At 69.8% G+C, this 17,255-nt stretch carries 15 protein-coding genes; 11 read left to right on the top strand and 4 right to left on the bottom strand.

What is annotated here, in order from left to right; all coding sequences use genetic code 11:
* Positions 1–18: 18 nt before the first annotated feature.
* Both rpoH and EJJ38_RS16945 read right to left on the bottom strand, forming a co-directional pair.
* Positions 19–918, bottom strand: coding sequence for an RNA polymerase sigma factor RpoH (rpoH, locus tag EJJ38_RS16950; protein WP_127091380.1), 900 nt, complete (start codon positions 916–918; stop codon positions 19–21).
* A 114-nt stretch (positions 919–1,032) separates the two neighbouring features.
* Positions 1,033–2,100, bottom strand: a complete 1,068-nt coding sequence (locus tag EJJ38_RS16945) for an RluA family pseudouridine synthase (RefSeq protein ID WP_127091379.1) — start codon at positions 2,098–2,100, stop codon at positions 1,033–1,035.
* Here EJJ38_RS16945 and EJJ38_RS16940 point away from each other — a divergent pair.
* The gene (locus EJJ38_RS16940) at positions 2,099–2,443 is read left to right on the top strand and encodes a hypothetical protein (RefSeq protein ID WP_127091377.1); all 345 of its coding nucleotides are present in this window, start codon (positions 2,099–2,101) and stop codon (positions 2,441–2,443) included. The genes EJJ38_RS16945 and EJJ38_RS16940 overlap by 2 nt on opposite strands.
* A gap of 7 nt (positions 2,444–2,450) precedes the next feature.
* Here EJJ38_RS16940 and EJJ38_RS16935 read toward each other — a convergent pair whose 3' ends face one another.
* Together EJJ38_RS16935 and trxA are read right to left on the bottom strand one after the other, a co-directional pair.
* Positions 2,451–3,128, bottom strand: coding sequence for an LON peptidase substrate-binding domain-containing protein (locus EJJ38_RS16935; RefSeq protein ID WP_127091375.1), 678 nt, complete (start codon positions 3,126–3,128; stop codon positions 2,451–2,453).
* Between the two features lie 16 nt (positions 3,129–3,144).
* Positions 3,145–4,059, bottom strand: coding sequence for a thioredoxin (gene trxA / locus EJJ38_RS16930; RefSeq protein WP_127091373.1), 915 nt, complete (start codon positions 4,057–4,059; stop codon positions 3,145–3,147).
* A gap of 382 nt (positions 4,060–4,441) precedes the next feature.
* On the opposite strand from trxA, the gene smc reads away from it, so the two are divergent.
* The 10 genes from smc (at position 4,442) to EJJ38_RS16880 (ending at position 17,204) form a co-directional block, all read left to right on the top strand.
* Positions 4,442–7,894: a chromosome segregation protein SMC gene (gene smc / locus EJJ38_RS16925; protein ID WP_127091371.1), complete on the top strand. Its 3,453-nt coding sequence runs from the start codon at positions 4,442–4,444 to the stop codon at positions 7,892–7,894.
* 200 nt (positions 7,895–8,094) lie between these two features.
* Positions 8,095–8,436 carry an AtpZ/AtpI family protein gene (locus EJJ38_RS16920; protein WP_245454299.1) on the top strand — a complete coding sequence of 114 codons (342 nt, stop codon included), beginning with the start codon at positions 8,095–8,097 and terminating at the stop codon, positions 8,434–8,436.
* 99 nt (positions 8,437–8,535) lie between these two features.
* A complete protein-coding gene (locus EJJ38_RS16915) occupies positions 8,536–9,288 on the top strand; it encodes a F0F1 ATP synthase subunit A (RefSeq protein ID WP_127091368.1) in 753 nt (250 codons plus the stop codon).
* A gap of 50 nt (positions 9,289–9,338) precedes the next feature.
* Positions 9,339–9,566, top strand: coding sequence for a F0F1 ATP synthase subunit C (locus tag EJJ38_RS16910; RefSeq protein WP_127091366.1), 228 nt, complete (start codon positions 9,339–9,341; stop codon positions 9,564–9,566).
* 68 nt (positions 9,567–9,634) lie between these two features.
* Positions 9,635–10,243, top strand: a complete 609-nt coding sequence (locus EJJ38_RS16905; protein ID WP_127091364.1) for a F0F1 ATP synthase subunit B — start codon at positions 9,635–9,637, stop codon at positions 10,241–10,243.
* A 187-nt stretch (positions 10,244–10,430) separates the two neighbouring features.
* Positions 10,431–10,916 (top strand): F0F1 ATP synthase subunit B family protein, encoded by a 486-nt coding sequence (locus EJJ38_RS16900; RefSeq protein WP_127091803.1) that lies wholly within the window; start codon positions 10,431–10,433, stop codon positions 10,914–10,916.
* Between the two features lie 285 nt (positions 10,917–11,201).
* Positions 11,202–12,434: an SGNH/GDSL hydrolase family protein gene (locus EJJ38_RS16895; protein WP_164738553.1), complete on the top strand. Its 1,233-nt coding sequence runs from the start codon at positions 11,202–11,204 to the stop codon at positions 12,432–12,434.
* A 607-nt stretch (positions 12,435–13,041) separates the two neighbouring features.
* Positions 13,042–13,995 (top strand): zinc metalloprotease HtpX, encoded by a 954-nt coding sequence (gene htpX, locus EJJ38_RS16890; RefSeq protein WP_127091360.1) that lies wholly within the window; start codon positions 13,042–13,044, stop codon positions 13,993–13,995.
* Positions 13,996–14,158: 163 nt separating this feature from the next.
* A complete protein-coding gene (locus EJJ38_RS16885; protein WP_127091358.1) occupies positions 14,159–15,439 on the top strand; it encodes an RsmB/NOP family class I SAM-dependent RNA methyltransferase in 1,281 nt (426 codons plus the stop codon).
* Positions 15,440–15,470: 31 nt separating this feature from the next.
* The gene (locus EJJ38_RS16880) at positions 15,471–17,204 is read left to right on the top strand and encodes a heparinase II/III family protein (RefSeq protein ID WP_245454298.1); all 1,734 of its coding nucleotides are present in this window, start codon (positions 15,471–15,473) and stop codon (positions 17,202–17,204) included.
* The last annotated feature ends 51 nt before the right edge of the window (positions 17,205–17,255 follow it).

Below are 17,255 nucleotides of genomic sequence, written 5' to 3'. Positions count from 1 at the left end.
TAAAGGCCGGGGCCGGGATCAGACCGCCTCGACTTCCGGCTCCTCCAGGGCGCGCACACGGTCCACCACCGCCTTCTGAACCTTCTCGAAGGCGCGCACCTCGATCTGGCGCACGCGCTCGCGCGACACGCCGAATTCCGCCGCCAGTTCTTCCAGCGTCACCGGGTCGTCGGACAGGCGGCGCGCCTCGAAGATGCGGCGCTCGCGCTCATTGAGCACGGACAGGGCGCCGGCCAGCGCGGAGCGGCGGTTTTCCAGCTCCTCATGCTCGGCAAGCGTGCTTTCCTGGCTCTCCTGATCGTCCACGAGCCAGTCCTGCCACTCCCCGCCGCCGTCCGCGTCTTCCCGCAGGGGCGCGTTGAGCGAGGCGTCGCCGGAGAGGCGGCGGTTCATGTCCACCACGTCCTGCTCGCTCACGCCCAGCTTGGTGGCGATCTGCTTCACCTGGTCGGGGCGCAGGTCCCCTTCCTCCAGGGCCGAAATCTGGCTCTTGGCCTTGCGCAGATTGAAGAACAGCTTCTTCTGCGCGGCCGTGGTGCCCATCTTCACGAGGCTCCAGGAACGCAGGATATATTCCTGGATGGAGGCGCGGATCCACCACATGGCATAGGTGGCGAGGCGGAAGCCCTTCTCGGGCTCGAACCGCTTCACCGCCTGCATGAGGCCCACATTGCCTTCGGAGATGACTTCGGAGATGGGCAGGCCATAGCCGCGATAGCCCATGGCGATCTTCGCCACGAGCCGCAGATGGCTGGTCACCAGCCGGTGCGCCGCGTCCCGGTCGCCATGCTCACGCCAGCTCTTGGCGAGCATGTACTCCTCCTGCGGTTCCAGCATGGGAAACCGCCGGATCTCCTCCAGATAGCGCGTCAGTCCGCCTTCCGATGAAGGCAGCGGCATGTGGTTCGACTGGGCCATACGCGGCCTCCTTGCCTCGCGGCCCCGCTCGGGCAGCCGCATCCGCAGCCGCTCACAGCCGACCGCGCCGTGAAGCATATAGATTGCAACGGCCCTGCGATAGATTTGATCCCGTCACGTCGATGCGAGCGCGCGGCGCAATTGCTCCAGTTCCTCCGGCAGGGGGCTTTCGAAACTCATGATCTCGCCGTCCGCCGGGTGCTCGAAGCCGAGCCGGGCCGCGTGCAGCGCCTGGCGTCCCAACCGCTCCAGCGCCTCACGCGCCGGGGGGGAGAGGCGAGACAGCTTGGTCCTGAAGCCGGTCCCGTACACCTCGTCCGCCAGCAGGGGATGGCCCAGATGGGCCATGTGCACGCGGATCTGGTGGGTGCGGCCCGTCTCCAGGCGGCACTCCACCAGCGAGGCCAGGGGGGCACCGGTGGCGTCCGGATAGGTTTCCACGAGGCGCCAGTGCGTCACCGCCTCCCGGCCGCTCTGGCGCACGGCCATCTTCACGCGGCTCGCCGGGTGCCGGTCGATGGGCGCATTCACGGTGCCGCGCTGGCCGGGAACGCCCCAGACGAAGGCCAGATAGGCCCGCTCCAGATGGCCGGTGCGGCCATGGTCCGCGAACTGGGCGGCGAGCGCGCGGTGGGCGGCATCGGTCTTGGCCACCACGAGGAGGCCGGACGTGTCCTTGTCCAGCCGGTGCACGATGCCCGGCCGCCGCACGCCGCCGATGCCGGAGAGGCTGTCGCCGCAATGGTGCAGCAGGGCATTCACCAGGGTACCGGTCCAGTTGCCGGGCGCGGGATGCACCACCATCCCCGCCGGCTTGTCCACCACGATGAGCGCGTCATCCTCATGGGCGACGGTGAGCGGAATGGCTTCCGGCACAGGTGCGGCGGGTTCCGGCGGGGGGATGCGGACCGTGAGTTCGTCTGCGGCATTGACCCGTTCCGCTGCGTCTCCTACCACTCTCCCGCCATTGAGGATCCGCCCCTCCGTCACGAGGCGCTGGATGCGGGTCCGGCTCAGGGGTGCGAGCCGGGCGGCCAGGAGCCGGTCGGTGCGCTCCCCGGTCTCCGCCGCCGCGACGGTGACGGAGCGGACCTCCTCTTCGCCGTCGGCGGGCTCCAGGCCCTCCGCGTCGAGGCCGTCCACCTCAACCCCGTCGTCCTCGTAGTGTTCAGGTTGACCCATGTTATTCAGCCCGTCCGAGCCAGAGTCCCAGGAGCCGCTGACGCCTGAGCAGGAGCGTGTCCTGCGCAAGGTGCGGCGCTTTTCCAGCGTGTCCATTCTGGTGATGGTGCTGGGTGTCATGTGCGTGCTCGGTGTCATCGCCTATCGCATGCTGACGAGCAAGAACCCGAGCCCCGGCGAGATCACCGCCACCTTGCCCAAGGACAGCCGCATCGTCTCCACGGCGGTTTCCGATGGGCTGCTGGTTCTCACCCTCGATGTGGGCGGCCTCGTGGAGGTGCGCACCTATCACCTGACCACGCTGGCTCCGGCCGGGCGCATGCGCTTCGCCGCGGAGCCGTAAGCCGACATCACTGAATGGACGGTTCGCCGTCATCGCCGCCGGGCATGCGGGCCAGCATCATCTGGGTGATGGCCACCAGCATGTCGGCGCGCGCCTTCAGGTCTGAGGCTTCCAGCAGCGCCTGCTTTTCCAGCGCCCCATAGGGGGACATGACGGAGAGTGCGTTCACCAGCGTCTCGGTGCCCGCCTGCTGGATGCCGTCCCAGTCCGCTTCCAGCTTGTTGGCCTCCAGGAAGTCGGCCAGCGCGCCGAGCAAGGCGGAGCGGTCCACCTTCTCCTCGCCGACGCCTTCCTCGAAATCCCCAGCGAAGGCCGCGGCATCCACGTTGAACTGCCGGAAGGGCGTGCCCGCCTGCAGTTCGTCGCCGATGGTCACCCGGCAGATGCCCGTCAGGGTAATGAGGTAGCGCCCGTCATCGGTTTCGGCGAACTGGGTGAGCCGCCCGAGGCAGCCCACCGTGAACAGGGCCGGTCCCCGCGCCCCGGCCGCGCGGGATTCGTCCGGCTGCGCCATGGCGATCAGCCGGTCCCCGGCGAGCGCGGCATCCACCATGGCGAGATAGCGCGGCTCGAAGATGTTCAGCGGCAGTTCCGCCCGCGGCAACAGGAGCGCGCCCGCCAGCGGAAAGACGGGCACGACCGCGGGAACGTCGTCGGGAGCGTGATAGGTGCGGTGCGCGGCCACGATGGTCCTTGAGGGGTCAGGAGAACAGGATGGTCGAGAGCTTCTTACGCCCCGCCACCGTATGGGGATCAGTGGGGCCCCAGGCCTCGAAAAGCTGGAGGAGCTGCTTGCGCGCCCCGTCCTCGTTCCAGGCCCGGTCGCGGCGGACGATGTCCAGCAGGTGCTGGAGCGCCACGTCGCGCTTGTTGCGGGCATTATAGGCCAGCGCGAGGTCAAAGCGCGCCTGGAAATCGGCCGGGTCAGCCGCCACCGCCGCCTCAAGAGGGGCGATGTCGCCCAGCGAGGCGGCCTGCTCGGCCAGCTCCAGCGCGGCGCGGGCGGCCGCGATGGCGGCGTCGCCCTCCTTGCCGGCGGGCACCATGTCCAGGGTCGCCTTGGCCTGCTCCAGCGCGCCACCCAGAATCTGGGCGCGCACCAGGCCGCCCAGGGCCTTCAGATTGTCCGGCTCTTCCGCCAGCACATGGGCGAAGACTTCCGCCGCGCCGGGGGCATCGCCCTCGGCCAGCGCCTGCTCGGCGGCGGCGAGCACTTCGGCCATGTCCGCGTCGGCGGCTCCGCCGGTCAGGCGCTCGATGAAGGCGGCCACCTGGCTCTCGGGCAGCGCGCCCATGAAGCCGTCCACCGGCTGGCCGTTCACGAAGGCATAGACGGCGGGAATGGACTGGATGCCGAGCCGCCCGGCAATGGCCGGGTGGTCGTCGATATTCATCTTGGCAAGCTTGACCTTGCCCTTGGCGGCTTTCACCGCCTTCTCGATCACCGGGCCGAGGGTCTTGCACGGGCCGCACCAGGGGGCCCAGAAATCCACGAGCACCGGCCGGCTGCGCGATTCCTCGATCACGTCCGCCATGAAGGTCTGGGTGGTGGTGTCGATGATGTCGGCGGAACCGCCCGAGGTCGCGCCCTGGGTGTCGCCCTGATTGAGCAGCATCTGTCTTCGTTCCTCCAACCCGCGCGGCTTTAAGCGCCGTCCGTCGCCGCGTCCCTTAGATGGGGCGGCGCCTGCGAAACGCAATCGATGCCGGTTCTAGAGCGCCATCGACCCGGAGGGAAGCGCCATTGCGCGTGCTCTCGGGCCATGAATCCTCCCCCGCCAAGGGTTTGAGGGCGGATGCGGGCTCAAAGCCCGGCCGAGGGTGCGCGCGACTGTGGAAACCGGGAACCGGCGCCCGGATATGCATGCCTTGGTTGTGTTTGCGGCAAAAATCGCCGCGCGGCCTGTGGATCGCGGGTGCAACGCCTTGCGGGCGGACGATTCGCGCCCCACGCTGCGATTTGACCGCAACGGGGAAAGGCTGGCACATCGCCGCGCCATGAAGTTCACCCGCCTCCGGCTCCTCGGCTTCAAGACCTTCGTGGAGCCGACCGAGATCCTGATCGAGCCCGGCCTTACCGGCATCGTGGGCCCGAACGGCTGCGGCAAGTCCAACCTCGTGGAAGCCATGCGCTGGGCCATGGGCGAAAGCTCCCACAAGGCGTTCCGCGCGCAGGACATGGACGACGTGATCTTCTCCGGCACCACCACCCGGCCGTCGCGCAATGCGGCGGAGGTGGCGCTGCACCTGGACAATTCCGACCGCACCGCGCCCGCGGCCTTCAATGACAATGACGCGCTGGAAGTGGTGCGCCGCATCGAGCGCGGAGCGGGGTCGAGCTATCGCATCAACGGGCGCGACGTGCGCGCCCGCGACGTGCACCTCTTGTTCGCCGATGCCTCCACGGGCGCCCGCTCGCCCGCGCTCGTGCGCCAGGGGCAGATCGGCGAGATCGTGGGCGCCAAGCCCGCCGCCCGCCGTCGCATCCTGGAGGAGGCGGCCGGCGTCGCCGGTCTCCATGCCCGCCGGCATGAGGCGGAACTGCGCCTGAAGGCGGCGGAGCAGAATCTGCTGCGGGTCGAGGATGTGGTGGGCCAGATGGGCAGCCAGATCGAGGGCCTGCGGCGCCAGTCGCGGCAGGCGGCCCGCTATCGGCTGGTGGCGGAGGAGGTGCGCCGCCAGGAGGCCGCGCTTCTCTGGACCCGCTGGCGCGAGACGGCCCGTCAGCTCGCCGAGGCGGAGCGGGCCTCCGAGGCGGCGGTTCGTGAAGTGGCCGAGCGCACGCGCGATCAGGCGGAGGCCGCGCGCCTCCAGGCTTTGGCCGCCCATCATCTGCCCGGCCTGCGGCAGGCGGACGCGGAAGCGGCCGCGCGGGTCCAGCGCCTCACGCTGGCGCGGGCGGAACTGGACCGGGAGGAGGCGCGCCTCGCCACCCGGCGCCAGGAACTGGAGCGGCGCCTTGCCCAGCTCGGACAGGACATGGAGCGCGAGCGCGCGCTTTCGGCCGATGCGGAAGGGGTGATCGCGCGCCTCGACGAAGAGGCGGAGGTGCTGCGCGAGGACGAGGCCGTGGCCGCCGACGCGGCGGGCGATGCCGCCTTCGCCGTGGCGGATGCGGAACGCCGCCTGCTGGTGGCGGAAGCGGACCTGGAGACGCGCACGCGCATCTATGCGGATGTGGGTGCGCGCCGCTCGGCGTTGGAAGCGCAGATGCGCGATGCCCGCGCGCGGCTCGCCCGCAATGCCGCCGAGCGGGCCTCGGTGGACGCGGAAGAGGCGCGCCTGAAGCAGGAGGCGGGCAGCGCGGACCTGGAGCGGCGGCGCGAGGAAGCGGAGATCGCCCGCGACCGGCTGGCGGCGGCGGAAGAGGCGGCGGCGGACGCGGAGGCGGCCCATCTCGCCGCCCGGCAGGCTTTGGAGGCGCTGCGCCCGCGCCTTGCGGAAGCTGAGCGCAGCTTCGGACGGCTCGATGCCGAGGCGCGGACCCTCGAAAAGCTGCTGGCGAACGCCGACCGGCGCTTTCCCCCGGTGGCTGACCTCATCACCGTGGCCAAGGGCTATGAGGTGGCACTGGGCGCCGCGCTGGGCGACGATCTCGATTTGCCGGTGGATGCCCAGGCTCCGGCCCGCTGGGGCGGGGCACAGGCGGCGCCCTCCGACCCGCCTTTGCCCGAGGGCGCCGAGCCTCTGGCGCGTCATGTGAGCGGCGCGCCGGCTTTGGCGCGGCGGCTGGCCCAGGTAGGCATCGTGGCGCGGGAAGACGGCGCACGGCTCCAGCCTCTGCTGCGCGCCGGCCAGCGCCTCGTGTCCCGCGAGGGCGACCTGTGGCGCTGGGACGGCGTGGTGGCGGCGGCCGATGCCCCCACCGCCGCCGCCCGGCGCCTCGCCGAGCGCAACCGCCTCGCCGATCTCCTGGACCAGGTGGAGGCGGCGCGCGACGTCCTCGCCGCCGTGCGGGACGAGGCGGCGGACCGGGAGGCCCGTGCCCGCGAGGCCGCAGGACAGGAACTGCAATCCCGCGAGGCCCGGCGCGGCACCCTGAGGGCCGCCGAGACGGCACGGGAGGCGGAAGCCGCCGCCGAGCGCAAGGCGAGCCAGCATGCCGCGCGCCTCTCCGCGCTGCAGGAGGCGCGGGTGCGCATCGCCGCCAGCCGGGAAGAGGGGGAAGAGGCGGTGCGCGACGCCGAGGCCGGCATGGCCGCATTGGACGCGCCTGCCCTCATCGATGCGGAACTGGCCACGGCCCGTGGCGAGGCGGCGCAGGCTCGCGCAGCTCTGGCCGAGACCCGTGCGGCGGCTGCGGCGCTGGAGCGCGAGCGCGGGGCGCGGATGAAGCGGCTGGAGGCCATTGCCGGGGAGGAGCGCTCCTGGCGCGGCCGGGCGGGCGGCGCGGGAGAGCGAATCGCCGCCCTTGAGGACCGCCGCAGCGAAGCCGCGGAGGAACTGGACGGCCTGGAGCAGGCGCCCGCGGAATTGATTCTCAAGCGACGCGGCCTGCTGTCGGAGCTGGAAACGGCGGAGGCCACGCGCCGCGCCGCGTCCGACCGGCTGGTGGAGGGCGAGGCGGCCCTCGCCGCCACGGACCGTGCCGCCCGCGATACGCTGGAGGCGCTCTCCGCCGCGCGCGAGGCCACGGCGCGCGGGGAGGCGCGGCTCGAAGGCGCGCGCCAGCGGCGCGATGATTCGCAGCGCGAGATTGCCGAAGCTTTCGGCGGCGCGCCGGAGGTGGCCCGCGAGACGGCGGGCATCGCCCCCGGCACGGAGCCGCCGCCCGTGGTGGAGATCGAGGCGGCTCTGGACCGGGCGCGGCGCGAGCGCGAGCGGCTCGGCGCGGTGAACCTGCGGGCGGAGCTGGAATTGCAGGAGGCGGAAGCCCAGTTCGGCACGCTGACCACGGAGCGGGACGACCTGATCGAAGCCATCAAGCGGCTGCGCTCGGGCATCCAGAGCCTGAACCGGGAAGCGCGCGAACGCCTTCAGGCGTCCTTCACCGTGGTGGACGGCCATTTCCGCAAGCTGTTCGACACGCTGTTCGGCGGCGGCGAGGCCCAATTGGTGCTGACCGACGCGGAAGACCCGCTGGAGGCGGGGCTGGACATCATCGCCAAGCCGCCGGGCAAAAAGCCGCAGACCCTCTCTCTGCTCTCGGGCGGCGAGCAGGCGCTGACCGCCATGGCGCTGATCTTCGCGGTGTTTCTCACCAATCCCGCGCCCATCTGCGTGCTGGACGAGGTGGATGCCCCGCTGGACGACGCCAATGTGGAGCGCTTCTGCACCCTGCTCGACGAAATGACGCGGCTTACCGACACCCGCTTTCTGAGCATCACCCACAACCCCATCACCATGGCGCGCATGAACCGGCTGTTCGGCGTCACCATGGCGGAGCGCGGAGTCTCGCGGCTCGTCTCCGTGGACCTTCAGGCGGCGGAGCGCTTACGCGAGGTGAGCTGATTTTCGGCCGCAGTTGCGAAATCGAAAATATCGCTTTGAAATCAATCGCTTAAATTGCTGTTTCCGATCCTTGACACGCATTTGGGGCGCAACTATGGTGCCGCGCGGTTTCGGATGGCCGCGATCGTCGAGGTCTTCATTCCGGAACCGGAGTAACCCGCATGACGAAACGTTCGGATTCCGATTTCCGGGAGACGGGCGTGCCTGAGGCGGGCGGGGCGTCGGAAGCGGGGGATCCCGCGCTTTCCGAACGGCTTCAGCGTCTCAATGCCGCGCTTGACAAGGCGCGGCCAAAAGACCAATCGCAGCCGGGCAGTTCGGCGGGTACGTCGAACGCATCTGGCATGGCCCTGGCCTTTCGGTTGGGGTCCGAGTTTGTCGCCGGAGTTCTCGTGGGGGCCGCCATCGGCTGGGGCATCGATCAGGTGTTCAACATGGCGCCCTGGGGCATTCTGGTGTTCACCCTGGTCGGGTTCGGCGCGGGCATCGTCAATATGATGCGGGCGGCGGGCGAGATCGGGAAGAAGCCGGTCGGCAAGTAGGCCGGTCGGTATACAGGACGGTCTTCGGGCGGGGCCCGCAGGCCGGGAGTTCATGGCGAGGCGCGGCGGAAGCCGCACGACACGAAGGGCGCGCGTCGGATGACCATAGATCCGATCCACCAGTTTCAAGTGCAGCGCTATGTCGAGCTGCTGCACGTCAGCGGGGTGTCCTTCTCCTTCACCAATTCCGCGGCGTTCATGGTTGGCATCGTCGCCATCATCTTCTTCTTCCTCACCTTCGCGACGCGCGGCCGCACCCTGGTGCCCGGGCGGATGCAGTCGGTGGCGGAGATGAGCTACGAATTCATCGCCAAGATGGTGCGCGATTCCGCCGGCACCCAGGGGATGGTCTTCTTCCCGTTCGTCTTCTCGCTCTTCATGTTCGTGTTCGTCGCGAACGTGATCGGCATCATTCCCTACACCTTCACCGTCACGGCCCATATCGTGGTCACCGCGGTGCTGGCGCTGCTCGTGATGGGCACCGTGGTCGTGTACGGCTTCTTCAAGCACGGCACGCACTTCCTGAAGCTCTTCGTTCCGTCGGGTGTGCCGTCCTTCCTGCTGCCCTTCATCGTCGTGATCGAAGTGGTGTCGTTCCTCTCGCGGCCCATCTCCCTCTCGCTGCGTCTGTTCGCGAACATGCTGGCCGGCCATATCGCGCTGAAGGTGTTCGCCTTCTTCGTGGTGGGTCTTGCCTCTGCCGGCGTCGCGGGGATGTTCGGGGCGGTGCTGCCCTTCGCGATGATCGTCGCGCTGACCGCGATGGAAGTCCTGGTGGCGATCCTCCAGGCCTACGTCTTCGCGGTGCTCACCTCGATCTATCTCAACGACGCGGTGCATCCGGGTCACTGACCCGGCCCGCTCTTCCTTCAAGCCTATTCAGTTTCTCAAGGAGCAGAACAATGGACGCGACTGCAGCTAAGTTCCTGGGCGCCGGTCTCGCCTGCCTCGGCATGGGCCTCGCCGCCATCGGCGTGGGCAACATCTTCGGCAACTTCCTCTCCGGCGCGCTGCGCAACCCCTCTGCGGCCGATGGCCAGTTCGCTCGCGCGTTCATCGGCGCGGCGCTCGCGGAAGGTCTCGGCATCTTCGCGCTGGTCGTCGCTCTCGTCCTGCTGTTCGTGGCCTGAGCCCGTTGGGCTCCGGTTCGACCGGAGCCTTCGGGACCTGTGATATCGGGCGAGCGGGAACGCATACCATGACCAAGATTTCAAAACTGACCTTGTCCGTCGCGCTCAACGCGTGCGTCCTTCTGGGAAGCACGGTGCTGGCTGTGGCCGCGGGGGCGGACGGTCATGGCGAAGGCGGGTTCCCGCCGTTCGATGTACGGCACTTCTTCTCCCAGATCGTCTGGCTGCTGCTGACGTTCGGCGCCCTCTACTTCCTGATGAGCCGCGTGACGCTTCCGCGCATCGGCCGCATCCTGGAGGAGCGTCACGACCGCATCGCCCGTGACCTGGAAGAAGCCAGCCAGCGGCGCGCGGAAAGCGAAGCGGCGCAGGCAGCCTATGAGAAGGCGCTGGTGGAGGCCCGTGGTAAGGCCAACACCATCGCCGGCGAGGCCCGCAATCGGCTGTCCGCCGAGAGCGAAACCAACCGCAAGAGCCTGGAGGCCACCCTGGCCACCCGGCTTGAGGAAGCCGAGCGGCGCATCGAGGCGACCAAGACGCAGGCCCTGTCCCATGTGCGCGGCATCGCGGTGGACACGGCGCAGGCCATTGTCAGCGCCCTGGTCGGCACGCAGCCCTCGACGGGCGACGTGGAAGGCGCGGTGGACAAGGCGCTCGCCGCCAAGCCTGCCGCGTAAGGCACCTGCTGCGTAAGGCGTCTGCCGCGTAAGGGCGCTTGCCGCCTGAGACCGGGCCGAGGTGCCGAAGCGTGAGTTTCGGCATTGAGTTTGAAAGCTACGGGTATCCCGGCGCCGGGCTCGGATGAGCGAGCCATCGGCGCCGAGAGCCCTTGAGACGGGTGATCGAGGATCCGCCATGAGTGAGATGGGATTGGCCGAAGTCTGGGTCGCGGTCGCCTTCTTGGTGTTCGTCGGCATCCTGCTCTATTACGGCGTCCACAAGGCCCTCGCCGCTTCCCTTGACGCCCGCGGCGCCCGCATCGCCGCGGAGCTGGACGAGGCGCGCCGCCTGAAGGAAGAAGCGCAGAAGCTCGTCGCCGAGTACAAGCGCAAGCAGCGCGAGGCGGAGACGGAAGCCGAATCCATCGTTTCCGCCGCCAAGGCCGAAGCCGAGCGCCTCGCTTCCGAGACCCGCGCGAAGCTTGAGGATTTCATCTCCCGCCGCACCCGCATGGCGGAAGAGAAGATCGCCCAGGCCGAGACCCAGGCCCTGGCCGATGTGAAGGCTTTCGCCGCCGATGCCGCGGTGAGGGCCGCCGAAGGTCTGCTGGCCAGCGCGGCCCGCGACGTCGGCATCGCCGACCGTCTCGTCGGCTCGGCCATCAGCGACGTGAAGTCGAAGCTCAACTGAGTTTTTATGCGGGAGCGTCCGCGCTCCCGCCTCCGGCATTTCAGTATTCCGCCAGAGCGGTGAAATGTCCTGCCTGCCTTCGGGCCTTTTTCCCTGATCCGCTTCCGCCGCATCCGATGCATTCCGGACGTGAAGTCTGCATTGCCCGGTCCGGGACCTGTCCGTCAGACAGCCCCCTGCGCTGATCGCGGCCACGACGGCGCCCGGCGTGTCTCTCGGCTTCTGCCGTCTTGAAACGGCCCGCATGCTCATGTCATCTGTGCATCCATGAGCATGGCCGTTCGCATGACCCCGATGAGCCTGACCTGTGCTCCGCGCACGGTTGCCCGCGCCGCCCGCAAGGCGTTGGCCTGCGTGGTGCTGGCCTGCGCGGTGACACTCAGTGCTGGGGGAGACGGCCCCGCCTGGGCGCAGGATGTGCTGCGCCCGCCGGGCATGGTGCCCCGGCCGCCGGCCAATGTGCCGCAAAACAATCCGTTCAATTTGTTCGGTGGGTGGACCCTGTTCAATCCGCAGAAGCCCCCGGAGCAGGCGCCCGCGCCGAAGAAGCCTCCGCCCGAGCCGGACGGCGTGGTCTATGACAGCGCCGATGCCGCCGCCCAGGGCAAGAAGCAGGCGCCGGAAAAGTTCGTTCTGGTCATCGGCGACGGCCTCGGCACGCAACTGGCCCAGGGCCTTGCCGATCTCTATGTCACCGGGCGCGCCAATCCGGCCGTGGTGGCGCGCACCGACGATGATCTGGGCGTGTTGCCGCCCGAGCAGGCCGCCGGGCCGGAACTCATGACCCGCATTCCCGAGGCGGTGACGGCCTCCCGGCCCAGCGCCACCCTTCTCGTGGTGGGCTCCAACGACCTTCGCCCCCTGCGGGACGGGGACCAGATGGTTGAGCCGCTAACCGACCGCTGGAACGAATTATATGGCCGCCGTCTGGACGAGGTCCTGGCAGCCCTGCGCCAACGCGGGGCGGGGAGCATCGTCGTGGTGGGAACCGCGCCGGTCCAGAATACGGCCACCTCCGCCTCCTATGAGAAGCTCAACGATCTGCTGCGCACCCATGCGGCACGGGCCGGCGCCACCTTCGTGCCGGTCTGGGATGGCTTCGTGGACGAGGAAGGCAAGTATGCGGTGTTCGGCGCCGCAGTGGACGGCCAGCGTCGCCGCCTGCGTACCAATGACGGGATGAAGTTCACCAAGGCGGGCGGGCGCAAGCTGGCTTTCTTCACCCAGAAAGAGGTGACGCGCCTGCTCAGCGATCCCGCCAAGACGGACGGGCCGGGCGGCCAGCCCCTTCCGGACGGCACGCTGCCCGCCCAATCCCTCTCCGACAGCCCGCGCCGGGCGAGCATTCTGGCGGGAGGCAGCGCGGCACCCGCTCCGTCACCGGTGGTGCCGGTCTCCGCGCTGGCGGGAGAGAGCAGCCGCGTGCTGAAGGACGGCTCCCCCCTCGCGCCCGTCATGGGGCGTGCGGACGATCATTCCTGGCCGCCCCGCGCGCCCGCAGCCCCCGCCGCGCCCTGAGGCGTGTCCCAAGCCGGGACGGCCCCGATTCCGCATGCGGTACGGGAGCGGAACGCACCATGTCCGAATCGTGAGCCGTGCTGTGTTCCCGCTCCGTGCCTGTCGCGCCGTGCTGCTCCAGTCGTTCCGCTTCGTCGTCCCGAACCGGGACGACCCTGGTCCGGCAGAGGGTACGGGTGCGGAACGCATCATGTCCGAATCGCGGGCCGCGCGGTGTTCCTGCTCCGTGCCAGTCCCGCCACACGGCTCTGGCGGTTCCGCTCCTCGGTCCCGAACCGGGACGACCCTGGCCCGGCAGAGGGTACGGGCGTGGAACGCATCATGTCCGAATCGCGGGCCGCGCGGTGTTCCTGCTCCGTGCCAGTCCGGCCGCACGGCTCTTGCCGCCCCGCTCTCTCGTCCCGAACCGGGACGACCTTGATCCGGCAAAGGGTACGGGTGGGGAACGCATCGTGTCCGAATCGTGGGCGGGATGGCGTTCCGGCTTCGTCCGGGCGTGCCTCCTCCCCTTGCGGCACCAGCCCCGCCTTCCCATCCTTAATGCAGCGGCGTCGGAGCTTTCAGCCGGATCGCCGGATATCGCGGCACCTGCCGTTTGGAGGACGGAATGAATTATGTGAGGACGGCCATCCTGCTTGCGGGTCTGACCGCCCTGTTCATGGTGGTGGGCTTCGCCATCGGCGGCACCAGCGGAATGATGATCGCCTTCCTGGTGGCGGCGGGCATGAACCTGTTCAGCTATTGGAACGCGGACAAGCTGGTGCTGCGCATGTACGGCGCGCAGGAAGTGGACGAGCGCACCGCGCCCGATCTGGTCCATATGGTGCGCGACCTGGCTGCGCGGGCCCAGATGCCCATGCCCAAGGTCTACATCATCGACAATCCCCAGCCCAACGCCTTCGCCACCGGGCGCAATCCGGAGAATGCGGCTGTGGCGGCCACCACGGGCCTGCTGCACATGCTCAATCGCGATGAGGTGGCGGGCGTCATGGCGCACGAACTGGCGCATGTGAAGCATCACGACACGCTCACCATGACCATCACCGCGACCATTGCGGGCGCCATCTCCATGCTGGCCAATTTCGGCCTGTTCTTCGGCGGCGGCGGGAACCGGGAGAATAACGGCTCGCCGTTCGGGGCCATCGGCACCATCCTCATGGTGTTCCTGGCGCCGCTCGCGGCCATGGTGGTGCAGATGGCCATCTCGCGCTCGCGCGAATATGTGGCGGACCGAACCGGCGCGGAAATCTGCGGCCAGCCGCTGGCGCTCGCCTCGGCTCTGGCGAAGATTTCCGGCGCGACCCATCAGGTGCAGAATTACGAGGCGGAGGCCAACCCCGCCACCGCGCACATGTTCATCATCAACCCCCTGTCGGGGCAGAGGATGGACAATCTCTTCTCCACCCACCCCGCCACCGAGAACCGCATCGCCGCCTTGCAGGCCTTGGCCCAGACCATGGGGCGCGCCCCGGGTTACGCCATGCCCAACGCGCAACCGACGCCGCCACGCGGACCCTGGCAGGGGGCCGATAGCGACCGGCGCCGGGGCCCCTGGGGCTGAGGCGCGGAGCGGCTTCGCGGGGCTGCTGGAAGGGGAAGCGGTTGCCTAAATCCGCGCGGGGCCTTACCTGCGTGGGATGACTACGCCCCGCCGCCCAGGAAAGCCCGGCTCCGCGCCCGGCTCCGCGTCCCGTCCCCGCGCCTCCGCCGAGCCGCCGGGCTTCATGCCCCGTCTGCTCGCCGCCGATGCGCTTGACCGCGTGCTGCGCGGGGGCGTGCCCCTCGACGAGGCGTTGCAGGACGTGCCGGGCCTGGAGCCTCGGGACCGGGCGCTGGCCTTCAACATCCTCGCCACAGCCTTGCGGCGCCTCGGCTCGCTGCGCGCGGTGATCGGGCAGCTCCTGGAGCGTGGCCTGCCCAAGTCGGCCCCCAAGCTGGAGGCTTTGCTGCTGGCGGGTGGCGCGCAGATCCTGTTCATGGACGTGCCGGACCATGCCGCCGTGGGCCTCAGCGTGGAGATCGCCCGCCATGACCGCACCACGGGCGGCTTCGCCGGGCTGGTGAATGCGGTGCTGCGCCGCCTCGCGCGGGAAGGGAAGGAGCGCCTCGCCGCCCTCGACCCCTTCCTCACCGACACGCCCGACTGGCTGCGCGCGCGCTGGATCGCCGCTTATGGGGAGGAGAAGGCCCGCGCCATCGCCGCCGCCAATGCGCACCAGCCGGCCCTGGACGTGACGGTGAAGAGTGATCCCGAAGGCTGGGCGCAACGCCTCTCGGGCGAAGTGCTGCCCACCGGCAGCGTCCGCATTCTGGAAGCAGGGCAAGTGCGTGCGCTGCCGGGCTTCGACGACGGCGACTGGTGGGTGCAGGATGCGGCCGCCGCGCTGCCCGCCCGGCTGTTGGGCGATGTGCGGTGCCTGAGGGTAGCGGACCTGTGCGCGGCGCCGGGCGGAAAGACCGCTCAGCTCGCGCAGGCCGGGGCCGCTGTGGTGGCGGTGGACCGCTCCGGCCCGCGCCTGCGGCGGCTGAGGGAGAATCTGGTCCGCCTGAGGCTGACCGCCGAGGTGGCTGAGGCGGATGCCACGCTGTACGATGGCGGCCCGTTCGACGCGGTGTTGCTGGACGCGCCCTGCTCGGCCACCGGCACGCTGCGGCGCCATCCCGACATCGCCTGGACCAAGGGGCCGGGCGACATCGCCTCGCTCACGCTCCTCCAGGCGCGTCTGCTGGACCGGGCGGTGAGCCTGCTGCGGCCCGGCGGCACCCTGGTCTATTCCACCTGCTCCCTGGAGCCGGAGGAGGGCGAAGGGCAAATAGAGGCCCTGCTGGCGCGCAATTCCGACATGGAACGCCTGCCGCTCGGTGAGAAAGATGATGCCGCGCTTGCGGCGTTCATCACTCCTCAAGGTGATTTGCGCACTCTGCCCTGTGACTGGGTGCGTGGGGAGCCGGAACGGTCCGGCCTGGATGGCTTCTTCGCGGCCCGCCTGCGCAAACGCAATTGAGGGCGGTCAACTCGGAATGACCCGGGGAGCCATGGCAGAACGCTTGCGCCTCGCGGCCTTTCTCGCGGGGCGCTCTTTGCGTTCGCTGCTCTCCCGCACGCCCGCCCCGCCGCTCACGCTCGGCAATGTCACCGTCCCGGTGCCCGAGCGGCTGGTCATCGCCCCCCAGGATCTGCGCACCGGCGATCCCACCCGCGCGAGCGAGATCTATGCGGGGCGGTTCGCCTTCGCGGGCAAGATCGCCATGCTGGAGGGCAAGAGCCCCTTCGAGCTGGAGCCGCCCTCCGAGGAATGGGCCGAGGTGCTGCACGGCTTCGGCTGGCTGCGCCACATGCGCGCGGCGGGCACCACCATCGCCCGCGCCAATGCCCGCGCCTTGGTGGGCGACTGGATGCGCGATCCCGGCGTGGCGCGGCAGGTGGCGGCGCGCTCGGACGTGTCGGCCCGGCGCATCATCTCCTGGCTCACCCAGGCGCCCTTCGTGCTCCAGGACGCCGACCACGATTTCTACAAGCGCTTCATGCGCTCCCTGGCCCGGCAGGTGCGCGCGCTGCGCCGGGCGGTGTCGGACGCGCCGGACGGCTATCCGCGCCTTCTCGCTTTGGTGGCGCTGGTCTTTGCGGGCCTGTGCATGTCCGACCAGTCGCGCCTGCTGCGGGCCGCCCAGAAGCGCCTCGTGGAGGAATTGGACCGGCAGATCCTGCCCGATGGCGGGCCGCTGAGCCGCAGCCCCGGCATGCTGATCGCGCTGCTGCTCGACCTGCTGCCGCTGCGCCATGCCTATGCCGCGCGCAACCAGCCCGCGCCGCCCGCGCTCATGAACGCCATCGACCGCATGATGCCCATGCTGCGCTTCTTCCGGCACGGCGACGGCGCCTTCGCGCTGTTCCACGGCATGAGCCATACGGCGGCGGACCAGCTCGCCACCATCCTCGCCTATGACGATGCGCGCGGCGCGCCCGTGGCCAATGCCCCCCATGCGGGTTTCCAGCGCCTGGAGGCCAAGGGCACGGTGGTAATCGCCGATACCGGCACGCCCCCGCCGCTTTCCGTTTCGGGGGAGGCCCATGCCTCCTGCCTCGCCTTCGAGATGTCCAGCGGCCGGCACCGCATCATCGTCAATTGCGGCATGACGGATGTGAACCGCGACCGCTGGCGGCAGGCGGCGCGGGCGACGGCCGCCCATTCCACGGTGGTGGTGGGCGAAACCTCCTCCTGCCGCTTCCTCCAGGCAGGGCGGCTCTCCAAGGCGGTGGGCACGCCCATCGTCTCCGGCCCGCGACAGGTGAGCGTGCAACGGGGCGGGCGGGACGGCGCCATCCTGGTGCGCGCGCGGCAGGATGGCTATGCCGAGCCCTTCGGCGTGCTGCACCAGCGCTCCTGGCGGCTCGCGCCGGACGGTGCGCGGCTGGACGGGGAAGACCTGTTCTCCCCCGCGCCCGGCCGGGAGACGCTGCAGAAAGTGAATTATACGGCCCGCTTCCACCTGCACCCCGCCATCGAGGTGGAGCGGCTGGACGATCCCTCCACCATGCTCATCTTGGTGCCGGGCGGGGAGACCTGGGCGTTCGTCGCTCCCGGCCAGACGGTGCAGATTGAGGAGAGCGTCTATCTCGCCGCCCCGGACGGGCCGCGCCGCACGCTCCAGCTGTCCGTGACGGCCGCGCTCCCCGAGGCCCCGCGACTCCTCTGGACGCTGGTGCGCACCCGCGACAGCGAAGAGCCGCGCCCGGGGCATGGGCGGAGCGCGCGCCGCGCCGGGTGACGCGCGCCGCGCGCCGTGATAGGCCGGGCCAGCCTTTTTGAGGAGTTCAGC

Origin of the sequence: Aquabacter cavernae, assembly GCF_003993795.1 — a bacterium.
Classification (GTDB): Bacteria; Pseudomonadota; Alphaproteobacteria; order Rhizobiales; family Xanthobacteraceae; genus Aquabacter; species Aquabacter cavernae.
Note: the sequence above shows the minus strand (reverse complement) of the source record. Positions and strands in the feature narration are given on the sequence as shown.

What these genes read in the sequence shown, in the direction of transcription:
- rpoH (WP_127091380.1), bottom strand. Translation starts at nt 918, where the DNA reads ATGGCCCAGTCGAACCACATGCCGCTGCCTTCATCGGAAGGCGGACTG.
- EJJ38_RS16940 (WP_127091377.1), top strand. Translation starts at nt 2,099, where the DNA reads ATGTTATTCAGCCCGTCCGAGCCAGAGTCCCAGGAGCCGCTGACGCCT.
- EJJ38_RS16945 (WP_127091379.1), bottom strand. Translation starts at nt 2,100, where the DNA reads ATGGGTCAACCTGAACACTACGAGGACGACGGGGTTGAGGTGGACGGC.
- trxA (WP_127091373.1), bottom strand. Translation starts at nt 4,059, where the DNA reads ATGCTGCTCAATCAGGGCGACACCCAGGGCGCGACCTCGGGCGGTTCC.
- smc (WP_127091371.1), top strand. Translation starts at nt 4,442, where the DNA reads ATGAAGTTCACCCGCCTCCGGCTCCTCGGCTTCAAGACCTTCGTGGAG.
- EJJ38_RS16915 (WP_127091368.1), top strand. Translation starts at nt 8,536, where the DNA reads ATGACCATAGATCCGATCCACCAGTTTCAAGTGCAGCGCTATGTCGAG.
- EJJ38_RS16910 (WP_127091366.1), top strand. Translation starts at nt 9,339, where the DNA reads ATGGACGCGACTGCAGCTAAGTTCCTGGGCGCCGGTCTCGCCTGCCTC.
- EJJ38_RS16905 (WP_127091364.1), top strand. Translation starts at nt 9,635, where the DNA reads ATGACCAAGATTTCAAAACTGACCTTGTCCGTCGCGCTCAACGCGTGC.
- EJJ38_RS16900 (WP_127091803.1), top strand. Translation starts at nt 10,431, where the DNA reads ATGGGATTGGCCGAAGTCTGGGTCGCGGTCGCCTTCTTGGTGTTCGTC.
- EJJ38_RS16895 (WP_164738553.1), top strand. Translation starts at nt 11,202, where the DNA reads ATGACCCCGATGAGCCTGACCTGTGCTCCGCGCACGGTTGCCCGCGCC.
- htpX (WP_127091360.1), top strand. Translation starts at nt 13,042, where the DNA reads ATGAATTATGTGAGGACGGCCATCCTGCTTGCGGGTCTGACCGCCCTG.
- EJJ38_RS16885 (WP_127091358.1), top strand. Translation starts at nt 14,159, where the DNA reads ATGCCCCGTCTGCTCGCCGCCGATGCGCTTGACCGCGTGCTGCGCGGG.
- EJJ38_RS16880 (WP_245454298.1), top strand. Translation starts at nt 15,471, where the DNA reads ATGGCAGAACGCTTGCGCCTCGCGGCCTTTCTCGCGGGGCGCTCTTTG.